Source organism: Tenacibaculum profundi, from assembly GCF_052050075.1.
Taxonomy (GTDB): Bacteria; Bacteroidota; Bacteroidia; order Flavobacteriales; family Flavobacteriaceae; genus Polaribacter.
Map to the genome: position 1 here is coordinate 1243455 of NZ_CP197225.1, position 18181 is coordinate 1261635.

The window sequence follows — 18181 nt, forward strand, 5'->3', positions numbered from 1 at the left end:
AATGTATTAAAAGTAGGTTTTTAACACATTTAAACCAAAAAGCCTCATTTGTAAATGAGGCTTTTCTAAACTGCTAAAATAGACTAATTCTGGTATAGCCTTGTAAGGTACTCTACTGTATGAGGGAGAATCTGAAATTCTTGTCCTTTTTTTCCAGCATGGAAAATAAATTTATCTGGTCTCAAAATAACAAAATCAATTTTATTTTTATCCATCCATATTTCGAGATCTTCAGATACGATTTGATCGCTAAATGGGCGACTCCTGACTATTTCTATTTTTTTCAAAAAGACAGAAAAATTTTCAGGAATTTCAATATTTCTATAAACTACAACCCAGCTTTTTGCTATCAAACAATCAAAAAAACAGGTTTTGTTATTTGTATGAACTAAAGGCTGGGGAAATCTTCGACCGGTAAGATATTTATGATTAAACGATTTAGTTTTAGCTAAAGAGTAAAGGTACTTTTCTATCAATCTATCTATTGGGCTACTTGGTAAAACATTAATAATTTTTAATAAAATATTTCGTAAGTGGTAAAGAATAGGATTTCCGTACTGTATTACCCCTCCCATTATAGCAGCTATTTTTATAATCATATTCACCTGAGGTACTCTTTCATTATAATAACTGTCTAACAATTCATTTGTCTCTTGTGATCTATTTTGGCAAGCTAACGCTAATTTCCAGGAAAGATTTTTAGCATCTTTAATTCCTGAGCACATCCCTTGACCTAGAAAAGGAGGCATTTGATGTGCTGCGTCTCCTGCTAAGAAAATGTTTTTTACTCTCCATCTATTTGCTACCAGCGTATGAAACGTATATATTTTCTTCCTAATTATTTTAAAATCTTCTAGAGGATAGTCTTTGTTTAAATATGGTAAAACATTTTGAAAAACTTTACTTTCATCAGATACATTATGCTTTGGATTTATCATGAATTCCCATCTGAAATGGTTTCCGACTCCATTTACATAAGTTACAGGTTGCTTGGGATTACAAAACTGTTTATGATCTTCAGAAAATTTTTCATTTCCATGATACTCTGTATCCAAGACCATCCAACTTTTCTTAAATCCAAAGTCATGATTTGAAACACCTATTTTCTTTCGAATAAAGCTTTTTCCTCCATCACAACCAATAAGAAACTTACTTGTAATGCAAATCTTCTCTTCAGAATTCTTTCTTATCAATATCTTAACGGAATCAGCTGTTTGAGAAACATCTATCAACTCTGTATTTTCAAAAAAACTAACGTTTTTATATTTTGCAAATCCCTTGCGCAGGTATTTTTCGATTTCCGGTTGAAGTATCCAATTACAACTAGGAATTTCATGCGAGATACTACTATTAGGACTAAATTTAAAAAGTGTCTTTCCTTGTTCATCCGCAAGCACATAATTTTGAAACGGTTTTATCGCATCTTTTTTCATTTCCTCGTACAATCCTAACTCTTGAAAAACTCTTATTACATCTTCATCAATATGAACAGCTCTGGGATAGTCGATTATATCTTTCTCTTTATCAAAAACTAAAACCTTGAGTCCAAAATTCCCAAAGTAGTTAGCAAACGTGGCCCCAGTAGGGCCACATCCTGCAATTACGATATCAAAATTCATTATTACTTCTAGTTTTTCTTCTTTTAAACTTTCTCTACCAACATAGAAGTTGCCGTTAAACCTGGTCCGAAGGCCATTGAAACTATCTTTGTTCCTTTTTTAATACTGTCATCATTAAGCATATCATTGAAAACGTGAGGTATGGTAGCTGAAGACATATTTCCTTGCCTTCTAAGAACATTTATTGACCATTTAGCCTGATCTTCAAAAAGCTCCATTTCTTTAATTATATAATCAATTATTTTAGGGCCTCCAGGATGGATTGCAAAAAGTAAGTTATACTTCTCTTTTTCTAAATCAACTCCTACTTTGCTACATAAATCTGAGAGAAACTGCTTTATATTATTTCTTATAAAAACCGGCACCTTCCTTGACAAGGTCATAAGGAAATTATGTGCTCCCAAATCCCATGACATATCTTCTAAAGAACTCTCTATCATGACTTCATGAAAAGCTAATATTTTTAAAGCGGAAGCATTGGGTTTTATTTTTCTAAATTTATTTTCTTCATATAAAGAATAGCCTATAAAACCATCTGCAAAAAGCGAACTAATCAAACTATTTGAGGATGAAAACTCTGTTAAATTTATATGTGCTGACAAAAGTTCTGTATGTATAATATCAATTCTTCCATTGTCTTCACTTGTTGTTAACAAAGCATTCGCTGTTCGAATTGCGGGGAAAGCTCCATAACACCCCATTTGATAACTATGTGTTACTGTACTATTGAGCCAATTTCTTTGACTCATTGCGATTTGAGCAACACTTGGTGATGAATATCCTGAACATGTTACATGTATTAGATTTTCGGGAGCTTCTTGTTCGTTATTATAAAAAATATCAAAAACATGTTGCATTTCATTTTTAAACCATTCCATACGGTCATCTAACTTTGCTCCTTTGTTTTCATGAGAAATATTTTTAAACATCTCAGGAAATTGATACTCTTCTAAAGTAGACACCTCCATTTCGTTACTAATGAAGTTTTTAATTTGTTCATGCATCAAAAGTTGCCTTTTATTTATCATGTCTTTTCCGATGGAGTATCTATCTATCTGATTACTCACGTAATCGTAATGACTTTTTGCTTCCCCTTCAGCTTCCTGAGTTACAAGAGTACCAACAGGCTTTTTAGTTACTTTATAAAAAAGAGATTTGTGATATTGATTTAAAAGATTTTGGTCATGTAAAGTACCTAATTGGATTGGTTTAAAATCAGTTAAGAGTAATTTTTTTTTCATTTGGTTAGTTTTTTTTTTAACTGTTTGGTTTGTTGTTACTCAAAGGAAATAATATTTTTTTAAAATACTTACGGACACCCACAACAAAACAATAAAAACGTAATATCAAGTGATTTTTTTAGACATAAAAACACTACAAAAACCTAAAATAAAGAAACTTATAAGCAAAATAAAAATACTACTATAAATCAACACCCCATTAACACCTATACACTAAGGTCTATTGGGTAATAAATAAAATTAAAACACTAAAAAACAAAAAATTAAAACATTCATTATACCTATTCAACCCTTTTATTTTAAAACGAAAGAATGAATTTCAAAGTATTATTTATTATTGAAATCACAATTTAAAAAACAAATAGGTCTCTTTATAGAAATTTCGTTTTTTAAAAAAGAATACTATTTACAATTTATCTATTTGTTATATTCGCCGTAATAGTATTTAATAAACTATTCGTTTACTTTTCTAAATTTATTCAAAATTGTAAACATCATGATGGATCTTACTATTTAAATAAAACTTTGATATTTATGCAAAATCAGCAAATTAGTGTTTTAGGTTGTGGATGGCTTGGACTACCTTTGGCTAAACGTTTAATTTCAAAAAAATTTATTGTAAAGGGCTCAAGCACCACACAAACTAAAAAACCTATTTTAATTGAGGCGGGTATCAAACCCTATTTATTTAAACTTGGTGATAATAAAAGAGAGCAATACCAAAAATTTCTTTCGGGAAGTCAAATTATTATTATCAATTTCCCTCCTAAAAGAATTCCCAATATTAAAAGCATCTATCAGGAACAAATTAAAGACATCTTACCGCACATTACCCCCTCTCAGAAAGTTATTTTTATCAGTTCGACTTCTGTTTACCAAGATACAAACGACTGGGTAACTGAATCTATTGAAACTAAGCCTGAAAAAGATTCTGGAAAAGCTATTTTAGCTGTTGAAGAACTTTTAAAATCAAAACTAAAACAAAACTTAACAATCTTAAGGCTATCAGGGCTTGTTGGTTATGATAGGATTCCAGGGAAATTCTTGGCAAACAAAAAAGAAGTTTCTAACGGAAAAGCTCCTGTTAATATTATTCATCAAGATGACTGTATAGGTTTAATCTGTGCAATCATTCAAAAAAAATGTTGGGGTGAAATTATTAATGGTTGTGCTGACGAACATCCTTCTAAAGAAATTTTCTATACGAAAGCAGCTAAGCATGCAAATCTAACTCCTCCTGAATTCAAAATATCAGAGCTATCAAAGTTCAAAAAAATCTCTAATACTAAAAGTAAATCTATTTTAAACTATTCATATAAATATCCGAATCCCTTGGCACTTTTTGATTAATTAAATGTATTTAGAACAAAAAGACTGTTATCTTTTGACTTTACATCAAAATTCAAGAAACTTAATTTATACTTCTTATCTTTCTCGGAAACTTCTACAGTATATTTAATATTACACCGTTTCTTTTGCTTTAACTCATTTAAAAGAGTACCATCAAACAATATGTAGATAGGACGCGATAACAAATAGGATTATAATCGCACCTACTGTAAATTTCAAACTATTTTTTACTCCCCCCATCACCAGAGATTTCGAGACCATCTTTGCCGATGAACTGTTGTTTATATTTCATTACTGTTCTCTATTTCTTCTATGTTATCTGTGCATGAGTTAAAAAATAAAACTCCAAAACCTATATTTCATTTCCCGTTAAGTTTAAAATGTTAATTCATTTTTCAACAAAACTAAACCCAAACACACTAATTTTCAAAGAGTTTAAACTATTAATCTAATATTTTTTAACATGGGTTAAATGACTCAAATTTCTTTGAGTTGCAATTTTTTAATAAGAACACACGAACAATTTTAACAGATTTATTTTTACATTTCATAGCTTTTAACATCTTCAAATTAGACTTCAGTGTTATCCCTATGCGACAAATAGGGTTAAAAGGTTTTGTGTACAAGTATTTTTATTTGTTGTTAGTTTTAAGAATTGTAAACACAAAAAAAACAAAAGCCCCAAAAAGGGCTTGTTTTTTATATCTATTTTTATAAAATTGTAAGCGTTTGTAACTGTTACAATTGTTAGCGGTAGTTATTTTTTTTCTATTTTTTTAATCAATTCTTCTGTTTCTTCAGATATTTTCTGTTTTCCTCAAAAACGAACTGATTTATAATCCTCTTTTTGTTCGTCATATTTCATTTCTATTCGAGTAACGTTACACTTCCCCACTTTTTTAAACAATTTTCGGATTGTTCCAATTTGCATTTCAAAAAGGGAATCATATTTATTATTGTCCGAGTTGAAAAATACTCCTAACAACTCTTTATCTGCATTATCATAAATTTCAATAATCTCATCTTCCATTAAACTACCATCGTCTATTTTTGTCTCGATATCTTTATCCACAACTGATATTATTGGGGAAAATATATAACTATGTACAAACTGATTAATGAAAAATCTTAATTCACGTTTTTCTATTGTTGGGTTTTCTAAATCGTAGTTTTCGTTAAATCGATGATTATTCATTAGAGTTATTGGTTTTCCTTTACTTGGGTAAACTTTGCATTCTAATTTCAAAGAGCTAAAATCGCTAGTCAGTTTATTTGCTTCTAAAAGTTTTCGGACTATATAAAATCCAAACATAATTTCTTTCTAAAATTTCGCATACTTTGAATCATTCCATTCTTTTTTATACTGGATTCGCTTTTTTAAACTTTTTGAAATCTTTATTAATTCCTTTCTCCAATAATAACTATCGTGAACCATTTATACGATTGGGTTTTAATTACAGCTAACCAACGTATGTACAAAATTGCGCATATTCCCTACTCTAAATCTATTAATAAACAAATAAAAACTCAAACCAAAAAAGGAATTATTTGTAGCTTTTATAGGCTTTAGAAGAACTTTTTTATTAAACTAAACGTTTACAAATATTTACATCTAGTAATATTTTGATCACCAATTTCGCTAAATTTTAGGTATAAAAAAACACCTTAAAAGGTGCTTTTTGGCGCGTGTACTTTTAACGATTTAATTAACAATGCTTTAACGAAAGTTAATTGATATTGTGTGAAGTTTTTATCCTTTTAACGTTTCTATATTCTATTAATTTTCCTCCAATAAAAACAAAAAAAGCAATAACACTAGAGAATATAATACCAATTATAAATGAACAATTTCTTCCAGCATCTGAAATCACTTTTCGTATTGCTTCTTTCTGTTCAGGTGTAATTTCTTTTCCGCTAAAAAATCCGTCTTCATTCAAGTCAAATTTTTGTAAAATAAACTTTGATGAAATATCAAAATAAGTTGCTCCCCCAACAATTAGAAGATAAATTACGAAAAAAACTGTTATTCCTATCCAAAGCCATTTCCGTTTTCCATTCACGAATAACTTTCCTCTTTTCAGAATAGTTATTCCTAAAACTAGAATTGAAATCAGACTTGGTATTATTAAATGGTAAGGTAAACTTATTTTATTCATTTAATTCGCATCAGGTTGAGTAAATTAAAGGCAACGTTTAGTATATAGCAAGTAGAGAACAAGATACAGATAAAGTATCAAGTTTACACTGAGGCAAAACGTTGTATTTTGTTTTTAATTTATTCATTCTTAAAAGCCAAATTTTTAATTACTTCTCTTACGGGTAATCTAACAATTTGGAGGTGTTGGTAAATAGTACCAACTTTTCACGAATCATCGAATGCCCTATTTATTATATCGTGTTATCTGTTGACATATTTATATTAGAAAGTTGTTAAATTACTCATATCCCTTTCCAAACATGAGTATATCAGATATATCACTCCATGAATATACAGTTTCACTATCAATTTCAGTAGCAATTTCTGCGACATCATAATAAAAAGAATACCAGCCATTAAAAATTGTAGAGATATCGTAATTATACCATCTGCGACCAGATGAAGATGTTACACCCAATCCTCTATGTGGGTCTTTTAACACTTTATCTCCAAGTCTTCTTAAGTCAGCAATAAAAAACCGTATTGTTTCTTTTGTAAACTCTAAATTCTCTTTGGTAGACATACTTTTGAAATCTGGAAAAAGTTCAGGCTCGTTAAGATTATTCCAATCGTTATTAAAATTAATAACTTTCGAAGAAGTAAGAGATTCTTTAAAAATATTCAATAAAAGGAGAGATGTGACTTTTTTGTTACTATTTATCTCAACTTGAAACAATAATCTTCTAAAATATTCTTCTTCAGAAGTATAATTATATTCTCCTGAAAGTATAGAATCTAGTTTGTTTAAAAAAGTATTATAATCCATTTTTTTGAATTCAATTTTTCAATATTAATGTTAGCATTTAACTGAGTATTTTGTCTTTTACTATTCTTAGAACAAAAGATTAATAGAAGTGTTAAAGCCATTAAAATATATTTTTTCATTTTTGGCTTGCAAGTAACGGTCTTGTGTATGAAACGTAGCGTATAAAAGATACTAACTTTTCGGATAAATACAGAGCCGAATTTTTATGTTTTGTTTTTAATTTTTCTATTTTAAAAGCCAAATTTAAAAATTTGGCGGTCTTCGAAAATAAGCACAAACTTTTTGGTTAGGTACTTATTAGCTATGTTTTATACACTGTGTTGTACACTGGCTTTTTTTCGGTTTTTAAATATCATTATCAGACTCGGAATTATAGATAATAGAGCGCTTGTTGCTAAAATTACTCCATAATTTATTTCGTTATATCCTAATCTTCTAATTCCGTTATCACAAGCAGTACATTCAATTATTTTAAGATTTGCGTTCAGTGCACTAATTCCAATTAATAGTATTCCAAATATTATAATCAGTACTATTCCATTCAACACTACTTTTTGGATTTTCTCTTTCTTATTGGCGATACTAAATATCAGAAACACTAATCCGGAACTTGTGAAATAAATAGGATTCCCAAAAAGATAAAAGTCCTTTCCTCCAAATTGAATACCATTATTTGTTGTCCATTGAAATAAACCTTGAATTAGTTGACGGAAAAATGAATCAGCATAAACCGCGATTCCAAATCCGATAACAAAATATGCAATTCTAATTAATATTCTTTTTATCACTTCAGTTTTTTTACTTGTGTACAACGTCTATTGTATGGTGCGTTTGCTTCCCAAAGGGAGCAAATGAACTATACAAATTGTTGTAGTGCGTTTTCTTTTAGGTTTTCGTAAAACTCGTTTCTATTAGCATTATCAGGCAATCCTGCGACTTGTCCGTCTCCAAGTTCCATAATAATCCAATCTCCATCTTTCTTTTTAGCCACGTCCATTGTGAAAAAATTGCTATCAATATGTTGTGCTATCTCGATAAAATCATCAAGTTCAGGTTTTGTTTCTCCATATTCACCTTCATCCCAATAGTCAAATACTTTAACTATTTTCTTATTTGCAAAGAAGATTCTAAACTCTTTGGTTAAGGGCATTCCACTTTTTGAATGTTCGGTTAAATACTCGAGTTCTTCGAATTGTCTAAATACTAATCCTTCATTTAAGGAATTTCCTCTCAATTCTATGAATTTGTCAACAACAGATTTTACTTTATCAGAATTGGATGCGTTTGGAATGAAACAAGCTTCTTCCCAATTATGTTTTTCAGATTTCACAAAGTCTTTCACGATTATTGAACTGTCTCCAAATTCTCCTGTAAGTTTAAATATAGAATCATCATTCAATTCTTTTGTCCAATTGGATTTTGGTGTTTTCGATTCTATTTTGTTGTATGAGTTAGGCAAGTAGTGACAATGCTTATACTCAGTTGGAGAATTGATTAATTCGATATTCTTTTTTAGAAGACCATCGTATAAGTTTTGATATTGAGTTGGAGTAAGCATCCATCCTCTATATATTCCAAATTCTTTGCTTTCAGTTTCTTTTACGAACCTCAGAGCTGTTGCAATATTACCATCCGTTAATTCTTCGAAACTGATTAGAGAAAAGTCAAATCCAGCTCTAATAGCAGATTTCTTTTCTTCTTCATAATCAGGCTCGATTATTTTATTATCGAATACACTATCGCAATATATTATTCTCATGTGTTTAGGTTTCATCAATGCACTACAACTAGCGGATATACACAATTGTGTATATTTCCGCTACAAATATAACATTAATGAGAATTATCAAAATAACTAAGAGGCTAACAGTTTATAAGTTCTATAAATATCATTTACATATGAAGAGGTAAAGAAAATATTCAAGATCATTTTAAACTCCAAAGCTTTTATTAAATCAAAAAGCCTACATAATTAATTGAAGAAAAGTTTATCCCTTTATTTTTTCTGATAACTTGCCCAATGAATTTGAAAATCTCGAAAAAACAAAAATTGACACATTTGGTTGACACCTAACAAAAAAACACCTACATAAATTAAACACTTAAATAAAAGTATTTACTACTAATTAAAGGAGAGAGATCATAATGCTATCAGATAAAAACTTCGTCAAACAAAAAATTAAAGCCATCTTTATAAAAGGTAGTTTTAATTTTTTATAATGCTACTCATTTTATCAAAACATTATAAGTTACTATAAGTATACTTATATTTACTTTGTATATGTGAATAACACTATCCAATTCTAATGTAGAAAAACATATTAATTAATAGAGTTAATTAATCGACTAATACCAGTCCAATAGTTTTTGAATACACTCGTACATAAACAATTTAAAATATCATCTTTTTAATATTTTAGTTTTATTTGAGCAATCACAAAGGGTAAAAACCTCAGAAAACCTTAAAATTTAACTTAAAAAAAAGCTAAAATATTCATAAACAAAAGTTAAAAGCAACCTTGTTGCAACACCAGATTTCACTGCTAAAAAGAGCAAATCAAATAAAACATAAAATACTAGTTATCTGAAAACTAACTAAAATTATTTTTATAAAAAATCAAACAGAAAATTATTAAAACAAAAATACTACTAATAAGTCAAGATCTCAATTCATGTTTTTAGTCTCAAAAAATTTATAATCTTTGTAAGGAATTAAAAATCCTTCTAAAAATGAAAAATGTATTAAGACCCATTTTTTGCGCTTCAATAATGGCGCTATTTATGACTTCTTGTCAAAATGAAAGTTCAAATGAAAACATCCAAGAAACTGAACCTGTTGCTGTAATTAACGACAGCAATATTATTTCCGGTCAGTATATTGTTGTTTTTAAAGAAACGAAAATTACCCCTGCATTAAAATTAAAAAGTAAATCAAATTTTTCAAGCAGAAATGCAAAAGCCGAAGCTATTGAAAAAGTTTCAAAAAATGTTATTAAAAAAATCAACGCTATTCTTGATAAAAGTAACGTTGATAAATCTAATGTTTTAAATTATTACACCACAGAAATCTCTGGTGTAGCTATTAAACTTAATGACAAGGAGTACAAACAACTCTCTAAAAATGAAAATGTTGACTATATTGAATTTGATAGAAAGATAGAACTTCCTAAAGTTGATATAGAAAACATTACCAAAGCTAATGTTAGCCAAAGAGCGAGACAAACAACGCCTTGTGGAATTAATAATGCTGGAGGCTCTACTGACGGATCTTCAAAAAGATCATTAATATGGATCATTGATACAGGTATTGATCTAGACCATCCTGATTTAAACGTAGCTGTAAACCTAGGTAGATCTTTTATTGACAGAAGCCCTGACGATTGTAATGGTCATGGTACTCATGTTGCTGGAACAGCTGCTGCAAAGAATAATGGATTTGGTGTAGTAGGTGTTTCTGCTGGTGCTCGTGTTGTTCCAATCAAAGTTTTAAACTGTAATGGAATAGGAAGCGTTTCTTCAATATTAGCAGGAATTAATTATGTTGGAAGATATGCCAGACCAGGAGATGTTGTTAATTTGAGCCTAGGAGGTTATACTGGATCTAACTGTTCAACAAGAACTCCTTACAAGAGCGCAGTGACAACCTTAGCAAACAGTGGAGCTTATGTAGCTATAGCAGCTGGAAACTCCTCTGATGACGCTTCTAAATATGGGCCTGCCTGTATAAACGGTAATAGAATATATACTGTTGCTTCAATGACCTGTAATCGTAGTTTTTCTTGGTTCTCAAACTATAACATGAACCCTGTTGACCTTATAGCAACAGGTAGTGATGTATACAGTACATACTTAAATGGCGGATATGCTACATTAGGTGGTACTTCTATGGCTGCTCCTCATGTTGCAGGTATCATGCATGCCAGAGGCGGTGCTCCAAGAACTTCTGGCTATGTGTACAGTAGAGGCGAAAGATACCCTATTGCAGTTAGGTAAAAAATCATTCGCAGATAATAATTTTAAAACCACTTCACTTTTTTCGAAGTGGTTTTTTAGTTTATTTATTTAAAAAATATTGCTAGTACTCTATACACAAGCTTTGAAATCAAAGAATCTACTTTTCCTGATATTAGAGATTACTTCCATCAAATAAATGGCTATTATTATTAAATGGAAAACATAAATTTCTAGCTCTTTTTATTACCGACAAAAACTACCTTATTCTAAGAAGATAGACTAAAAAAACATCTTAGAAAATCACTAAATTTTTATCTGAATTATCGATTCTGGTTTTGACTTAGCCACACAAGATCTCAATATTGAAAAAGATATAGGACAATCTTTTTGTTAAAATTCTACTGTCATCCAAAATGTATACAATAAATATTTATATACAGCCATGATACATGATATGATATTTCAATGGCATCATCTCATGTTTCTGAAATCATGCACACCAGAGGAGAAGTAAAAAAACATCAAGTTCTTTGACTCTTTAAAGGGAATGTTATCCCATTACTATTAGACAAGCAGCTAGCTTAACCTAAAAAAAGTGTATAATGCTTAGGCTTAGTAATTACTTTTAAAAAAGGAAGTTTTTAATACTTTAGAAATATCCCTACACTAAATAAAAAAATCATATTCAAGTATTTAAACACTATTCGAATTTTAAAATAATCGAAAATTCAATTATTCTAACAACCTAGTTTTGGTCAATTGCTTCAAAATAGACTAGTACTTTTGTGCACTAACCTAATGGTTAGTACTGTTATCGAAATGGTACTTTTATCTATTTTCTCAACTATTTTATTTTATCATCTTTGTAAAGTCGTTAAAGAAGTTTTACTTGTTAGCCGAAATTATAACTTCATACTTTTCACTCTTTAAAAAGGCTACAGTAAACTCTTATTACGACATTAGCTAGAATTAGCTAATTAATAATTCTGAATTAATTAAAAAGCGATTAAATTTTAGAAGGGTTTTTATTCGTATTTTAAAGTGAAAGGAGCTTAAAGCTCCTTTCTTTTTAACATAAAAAATTCAGAAGTGAATTCTTTTAAAGTATTAAATATAATTCAATTAATTATCAGTACTTAAATCATAAACTATTTTTACACATACAAAAAAATTAGTTTTCATAGTATCTCAAGTCACCCATACGCTGCATATTATTCGTCGTCAGATAACACTACCTCAACTAAATAAACAATAAGAAACACCTTATATATTTTACATTTAATCAAAAGTTGATAATTCATCTTTAGTTAATTTATGTTATTCAAGAGAAGAAATATTTTAGAAGGTGTATTTCTTCTCTTTTTAATTTTTAAAGCAAATTATCAACACTTTTTTTACAAACAATAAGTGAGAAAAGTTTTGATGCAAATGTAATTTTATTCCAATAGAAAGATGATTTAAAAATATTTTACCTCTTTTTCAAATTTTCTTAAAACTTCATTTAAACCAAAATTGTATCGCTCTTCACAATTGTATTTACAGCTTCTTTATTTAAAATAATTCTTGGTAATTTCTTATGAATTGGATCACTATTTTTTCTTTTAAACCAATTATTTATACCTCTACTCGAAATAATATGAATTGTACTTGCTTCCATTGTTTGAACTTCATTTAAAAAATAGTCATAAAGAGGGTTTGCCTCGCAAAGCGACTTATCAAGAGCTTTGCATATTTCTATTTTAGATGACTCATCAAGATTCATAAAAAAATCAGTTTCTTCAAAATACCAACAATATGAAGGCTTATTACTTTCATAGTTTTTTGCCAAGAAAAATTCCTTAATAATCACTCCTTTCTGCTCACTGAATTGTGTAATAGCGTTTTCCACTTGTGTAATTGAAGTTTTTTCGGCAACAAGATTTAGTGTCAATAAAGTACGTCCTGCAATTGTGAATCGAAGTGGTTTTTTTGAACACACCTTTATAACATCTCCTAAAATATAACTAAAGGTTCCATTTCCAGTCGTAACAGCTATAGCATACTTTTGATCAACCTCAATCTCACTTAAAAGAAGTCTTGTATTATAATCACTACTCCAGTAATTCTCAATCGGAATAAATTCAAAAAAGACTGATTTTGGAAAGAATTGAAATACATCTGGATTCTCTTGCGCCTCACCTCCATAGAACCCTTCACTACTGACATAAGAATCTATAAAAGAAAAGTTTTTTCCCAATAATTCCTCCAGTTTATTCTTATATGGACGATAATTAACACCTGATGTTAATAAAATTTTCACTTCATCAAAACAATAAGCATATTCTTCTTCTGAAAGATTGTCTTTTAAATAAGTTAGTAAATCTACTACGGAAGCAGGTATACCAGCAATTGTACCAAACTTGTGACCTACAACCTCTTCTTTATATCTTAAAAACTTTTCTTTCAAGCTAATACAATTTATTGTTTCCTCAGAAGGAATTAAAAGAGATTGAACAAATTTTGGTGTTTTTTTTCTAGCTATCAAACCTGAAATCATCCCTACAGGAATACCGCCTGATGTTTTTCCCGTTTCAATTCGAGAACAAATAATTAAATGTTTTTTTGATAAAAAATTATAGCTTTTATCTTTTTTCATAGCTACACTTAACATTCTATTTTTGCATGCCTGAATAGACTTCAACATATATTTAGTCACAGGTATAAGCTTTTTGATTCCTGTGGTTCCAGACGACTCAACAAAATATTCTGGAGAACTATTAAAAATAACTTTTTTTTCACCAGAAGCCTCTAAATTCCAGAAAGGAGCAATGTCTTCATAATGCATTATCGGAATACGTTTTTGATACTCTTTAATTGAATCAATAGATCCCAAATCATATTTTTTTCCAAATTCTGTTTTATCTGATAATGATAAAATTCTATTTAATACTTTCCATTGACACTTCAGAATTTCTGCTGTTTCGTAGTTTATTTCTTTATGTCTAAAAATGACATTAAGTATACCTATCATAGTTTATATACGTTTTTTGAAAGTTGGTTAGTAATAAAAACCACTCTATTTAAGCAGTTTCTTTTTTTATGTGACAAACATTATATGATGAATATCACAATACAAAATAAGACTTTTAACATTAAATTAAGAGATATATCATAATTAATTTAGTCGACATCTAAATTAACTCAATAAAAATTTATAGCTAATGATAACTATAAGTTAATTTATTGTTAATTTATTGTTAAAATTTAAGTTGTTTATCACTCGTTAAAAAATAGTTAAAATGTTGATGAGCAGTTGTTTTAAATTTCTTAAATAAGTTTCAATTATATTTTTTGTTCCTCTAATCTTTTAAACAAATTGAATTAAAATCAAAAAACATATATATTTATTAGTAATATAAACCAAACTAAATTAGTGATGTATAAAAACCTCTATGTTAACTCAACATAAATATTTCCCTTTGCCCTCTTAATAGATTGTCACAACAACATACAAAAAGTAAGTTCTTATGACTAAGTTACCACATAAGTTACAGTTAGAATATCAATTAAAATACTTTCAATAGTATTCATTATAAATCAACTATATGTTATCAAAACTAACTAAACAAAAGACAGATTACGATGATAAGTCTCATGTTGCTATTTTCGGAGCAGGAATTTCTGGACTAAAGGCAGCTCATGAATGCATTAAAAAGGGATTAAGAGTTTCTTTATTTGAAGCAAGGAGTCAACCTGGAGGTAAATGTATAGGCTTTATGAACTCTGGCCTTCCTTACGAATTGACGCATAGACAAATGTTCTCTTCAAACCCAATATTCCTTAACACCCTAAAAGAAATTTCTACATACAAAGGGAGTAATTTAATTTATCAAATAGAACCGCTTCCAAAAGCTCAATTTGTTTGGGCACAAAGCGGCAGAACAGTAAACTTTTCACAAAAACACTTTAATTTTCTAACCGAATCAGTGTACAATCTAAAATCTGCTTGGTCAATGTTTATAGACGGTGTACCTGTTAGCGACATCTATTGGTTCAGAAATAGACTGACTCAAAAGAAAATAAAAAAAAGAGATTTGGACTCTCCAATATCACGCTATTTAGAATATGATTATCGCCCCTTACTTGCTTCTTTCTTGAGAAGGGTTCTCTCCTCTTGGATTGCTGCAACTGACAACACAAGAACAGGAGATATTATACAATTATTGATGAATAAAAAAATAACCCCTACCCCTTTATCTCCTAATTCATATAGCATAACTCTCAATGGTCCAATAAACGAATCTTTGATTAATCCTTGGTATCGATATCTAAAAAGTAAAGGAGTTAACTTTCATTTTAATTCTTCTTTAAAAGATATTGACTATCAAAATTCCGAATGCAAATATGCAGTTCTAGAAAATCAAGATGTTATTAATGCCGACTTTTTTATTATTGCAACCCCTCCAAATCAAACATTAGATATTCTCCCTGAATTAAAACCCTTAGTAAAAGTTGAAAGTATAAAAAGTCACGGTTTTCAACTACATTTAAAAGAAATCCCACCAAAACTTAAAAATAAATCAATCGGAATCATAATTGACTCTCCATGGGGACTTAGTTATAAAATATATTATAGTGGAAAATACAATAACACTATTTTTTCAAAAAATATAAAGGCAACCGTTTCTATAACTGCTACCAAAATGGAAAAGTCAAAAGGTATTTTATTTAATAAACCGTTATTAGAATGTAATGAACAAGAAATTCATAAAGAAATACTTGCACAAATGGGATTATCTTCACCTGAATTACAACCCTTTTTCTTAACTTCAATAAAATCTGGACCTGGAGCCTTAATAATGAATAAAGAAAAAATAAATAATCACAAATATAAAAATTGGTTCAAAGGACCTGAAATCATAAATTCAAAAGGAGTACCTGCTCATTGGTTAATTCAAAATCAGTTAGAAAACCCAACCTATTCCAATAAAATTTTCACAAACTCGTGCTCAGCCTCTAATATTTTTATTACTGGGGAATGGCTAAATCACCGCCAACAAAAATGGACCGTTCCATCAACCATGGAGAGGAGTATGGAAAATGCAGAATTATGTGTAAATGATATTTTAACAGAAATAGAAAAGACCAAAAAATCGTGTTTATGCCATATTTAAGAACAAACGTAAATAAGAATAAAAATGTTTATTATCAGATAATAACATCAATTTTATTTTTCTCTTTGGCTTTAATATATTGTCAAGGAATTGTTTCATTGGCACAAAGAAGTATATGGTTTGAGCTATCAATATCAGTATTGATATTGATAGTTAGTATTCCTTTATTTAAAAAGACAGAGAACTTTTCAGAAATAATGAGATTAATAGTTTTAGAAACCTACTTCAATATCTTATGCTTGATTACAAAGCTATCTCCCATTGAAATCCCAATTTGGTCTAAAACTATCGATTATTGTTTTTGTTTTTTTTTCTTCTTACAAATAACAGGATTTATAACCTCTCAAATTAAAAAAAAAGCTTGGTTTAGCATACCTATTTCACTGGCATTATCGATTGCAATTATTCTATGGAGATTAAATGGTAGTGGTGTAAGAATAACTAACAATAATGAAATACAATTCTGGGGCGGAAATGCTCCAGAATTTTTACAAATTATATACTTACTTTGGCTATTAAACATTTTATTTGTAGAACACAGGTCTTTATTACCCAAATTAACAGTGGCTATTGTACATATAGCTTCTTTCATTATCGCATACAATTCTAACGAATTTTTCCATGCAAGAATATTAACTGCAAGCCATTTATTTATTATTAACTGTGTAATTATCTATAAAAAACAAGACTGGGGTGGCATATACTTCTCGAGTATATCTCACTTCGAAAATTTTAAAAAAAAGCGCATCTATTATCTAACCTTAACTGTTTCATTAAATGTTTTAGCTATTCTTACACTTATCTCATACATGGTATAATAATTCTTTAATTTAAGAAAATGTGATCATAAGTTTGCTTTATTAAAATTTACTTCCAAGTTACCAAGCTAATGGTTAACACTCATCTACTTTTAAGGATAATTACCTATTTAGAAAAACTGATTATTTGTTGATATTTGTTGTTGCGTTTAAATTTCTGTGCATTAATTAACTAAATTTAATAGTTATAGTCTTCCATAATAAGATTAATGCACAGTTCCTTTTCATAAAGATAACAATTTCTGTCAACTATATCGGCTTAAATTCTAATCTATAGACCGTTATAATTAACTGCCAAATACCATTAAACCCTTTACTTTATAAGCAATACTATTCTCATTTTCGACATATTTTTTCTTTTTTTAAGCTAAAATCACACCAAATATACTACATGTAGCAGAATTCATTCAACTAAACCATAGATTTAAAAAATAAATAAAACTCCCCATAGTTTTATTTACAACCCCTTTAAATAATTAGCATTCATTAAAGTTAAATAGAACAGTTTTTTTCGCTACAAAATTTCCCCTTTTTGAAATGTTCTATTGGCTTGTTACCATTTATTGGGATGATTGCTCCTTCGGGAGCATTCTTTTTTTATTACAAAATATAGTATTATTACTAATAAAACTTCAGTATTTTCTCTTACCTATTTTTTAAATCAAAATATTTAAATTGCATTTAGTATATTATGTGGTCTGCGTATTAATCAATTATAAGGTTACAAGATAATTTTGTTTAATACGCAGTTTTTAATTCTATTTTAATATTATCAACCAAAAAAAATAAATAAAAACATTTTTTAATCTAATCAATCTCAACTCGATCAGATAATATATTACAAAATTACCACTACACAAACATTAACTTTTTTTAACACTGAAAACCAGACACCTATAGCAATTTATATATATATTTGTCTGATATTAAACTAACTAAGGGTTTAATTTAGAAGGGGATAAAGGCTGTCAATATTGACAGCCTTTATTAATTTAAGACAAAGCAACCTTTTAAAGTTAAAAACCTGACTATAGATTATTGGAATTCCTACATCTCATTTCAAGGATTGCTTTTTAATACATC

12 protein-coding genes are annotated in these 18181 nt (G+C 28.9%); 4 read left to right on the forward strand and 8 right to left on the reverse strand.

Going from position 1 to position 18181, the window contains the following annotated elements; translation table 11 throughout:
* Window positions 1–83: 83 nt before the first annotated feature.
* On the reverse strand, window positions 84–1619 hold the full coding sequence (locus ACSIGE_RS04995; RefSeq protein WP_440881683.1) for a bifunctional 3-(3-hydroxy-phenyl)propionate/3-hydroxycinnamic acid hydroxylase: 1536 nt from the start codon (window positions 1617–1619) through the stop codon (window positions 84–86).
* A 23-nt stretch (window positions 1620–1642) separates the two neighbouring features.
* Window positions 1643–2860, reverse strand: a complete 1218-nt coding sequence (locus ACSIGE_RS05000) for a 3-oxoacyl-[acyl-carrier-protein] synthase III C-terminal domain-containing protein (protein WP_440881684.1) — start codon at window positions 2858–2860, stop codon at window positions 1643–1645.
* Between the two features lie 534 nt (window positions 2861–3394).
* Here ACSIGE_RS05000 and ACSIGE_RS05005 point away from each other — a divergent pair.
* Entirely contained in the window at window positions 3395–4210 is an 816-nt protein-coding gene (locus tag ACSIGE_RS05005) for an NAD(P)-binding domain-containing protein (RefSeq protein WP_440881685.1), read from the forward strand.
* Window positions 4211–5027: 817 nt separating this feature from the next.
* Here ACSIGE_RS05005 and ACSIGE_RS05010 read toward each other — a convergent pair.
* The 5 genes from ACSIGE_RS05010 to ACSIGE_RS05030 form a co-directional block, all read right to left on the reverse strand.
* Window positions 5028–5522 (reverse strand): hypothetical protein, encoded by a 495-nt coding sequence (locus tag ACSIGE_RS05010; RefSeq protein ID WP_440881686.1) that lies wholly within the window; start codon window positions 5520–5522, stop codon window positions 5028–5030.
* 415 nt (window positions 5523–5937) lie between these two features.
* A complete protein-coding gene (locus ACSIGE_RS05015; RefSeq protein ID WP_440881687.1) occupies window positions 5938–6366 on the reverse strand; it encodes a hypothetical protein in 429 nt (142 codons plus the stop codon).
* Between the two features lie 279 nt (window positions 6367–6645).
* A complete protein-coding gene (locus ACSIGE_RS05020; RefSeq protein ID WP_440881688.1) occupies window positions 6646–7173 on the reverse strand; it encodes a hypothetical protein in 528 nt (175 codons plus the stop codon).
* A gap of 308 nt (window positions 7174–7481) precedes the next feature.
* Window positions 7482–7961: a hypothetical protein gene (locus ACSIGE_RS05025; protein ID WP_440881689.1), complete on the reverse strand. Its 480-nt coding sequence runs from the start codon at window positions 7959–7961 to the stop codon at window positions 7482–7484.
* A gap of 68 nt (window positions 7962–8029) precedes the next feature.
* Window positions 8030–8932: an ATP-grasp domain-containing protein gene (locus tag ACSIGE_RS05030; protein WP_440881690.1), complete on the reverse strand. Its 903-nt coding sequence runs from the start codon at window positions 8930–8932 to the stop codon at window positions 8030–8032.
* A gap of 971 nt (window positions 8933–9903) precedes the next feature.
* Between ACSIGE_RS05030 and ACSIGE_RS05035 the strand changes: the two genes are divergently transcribed.
* A complete protein-coding gene (locus tag ACSIGE_RS05035) occupies window positions 9904–11166 on the forward strand; it encodes a S8 family serine peptidase (RefSeq protein WP_440881691.1) in 1263 nt (420 codons plus the stop codon).
* A 1462-nt stretch (window positions 11167–12628) separates the two neighbouring features.
* Here the strand turns inward: ACSIGE_RS05035 and ACSIGE_RS05040 are convergent.
* Window positions 12629–14137, reverse strand: coding sequence for a GH3 family domain-containing protein (locus ACSIGE_RS05040; RefSeq protein ID WP_440881692.1), 1509 nt, complete (start codon window positions 14135–14137; stop codon window positions 12629–12631).
* 574 nt (window positions 14138–14711) lie between these two features.
* Here ACSIGE_RS05040 and ACSIGE_RS05045 point away from each other — a divergent pair.
* Both ACSIGE_RS05045 and ACSIGE_RS05050 read left to right on the forward strand, forming a co-directional pair.
* Complete coding sequence (locus tag ACSIGE_RS05045; protein ID WP_440881693.1) at window positions 14712–16280, forward strand: FAD-dependent oxidoreductase; 1569 nt, start codon at window positions 14712–14714, stop codon at window positions 16278–16280.
* Window positions 16268–17098 (forward strand): hypothetical protein, encoded by an 831-nt coding sequence (locus ACSIGE_RS05050; RefSeq protein WP_440881694.1) that lies wholly within the window; start codon window positions 16268–16270, stop codon window positions 17096–17098. Before ACSIGE_RS05045 ends, ACSIGE_RS05050 begins: the two co-directional genes overlap by 13 nt.
* Window positions 17099–18181 lie beyond the last annotated feature (1083 nt).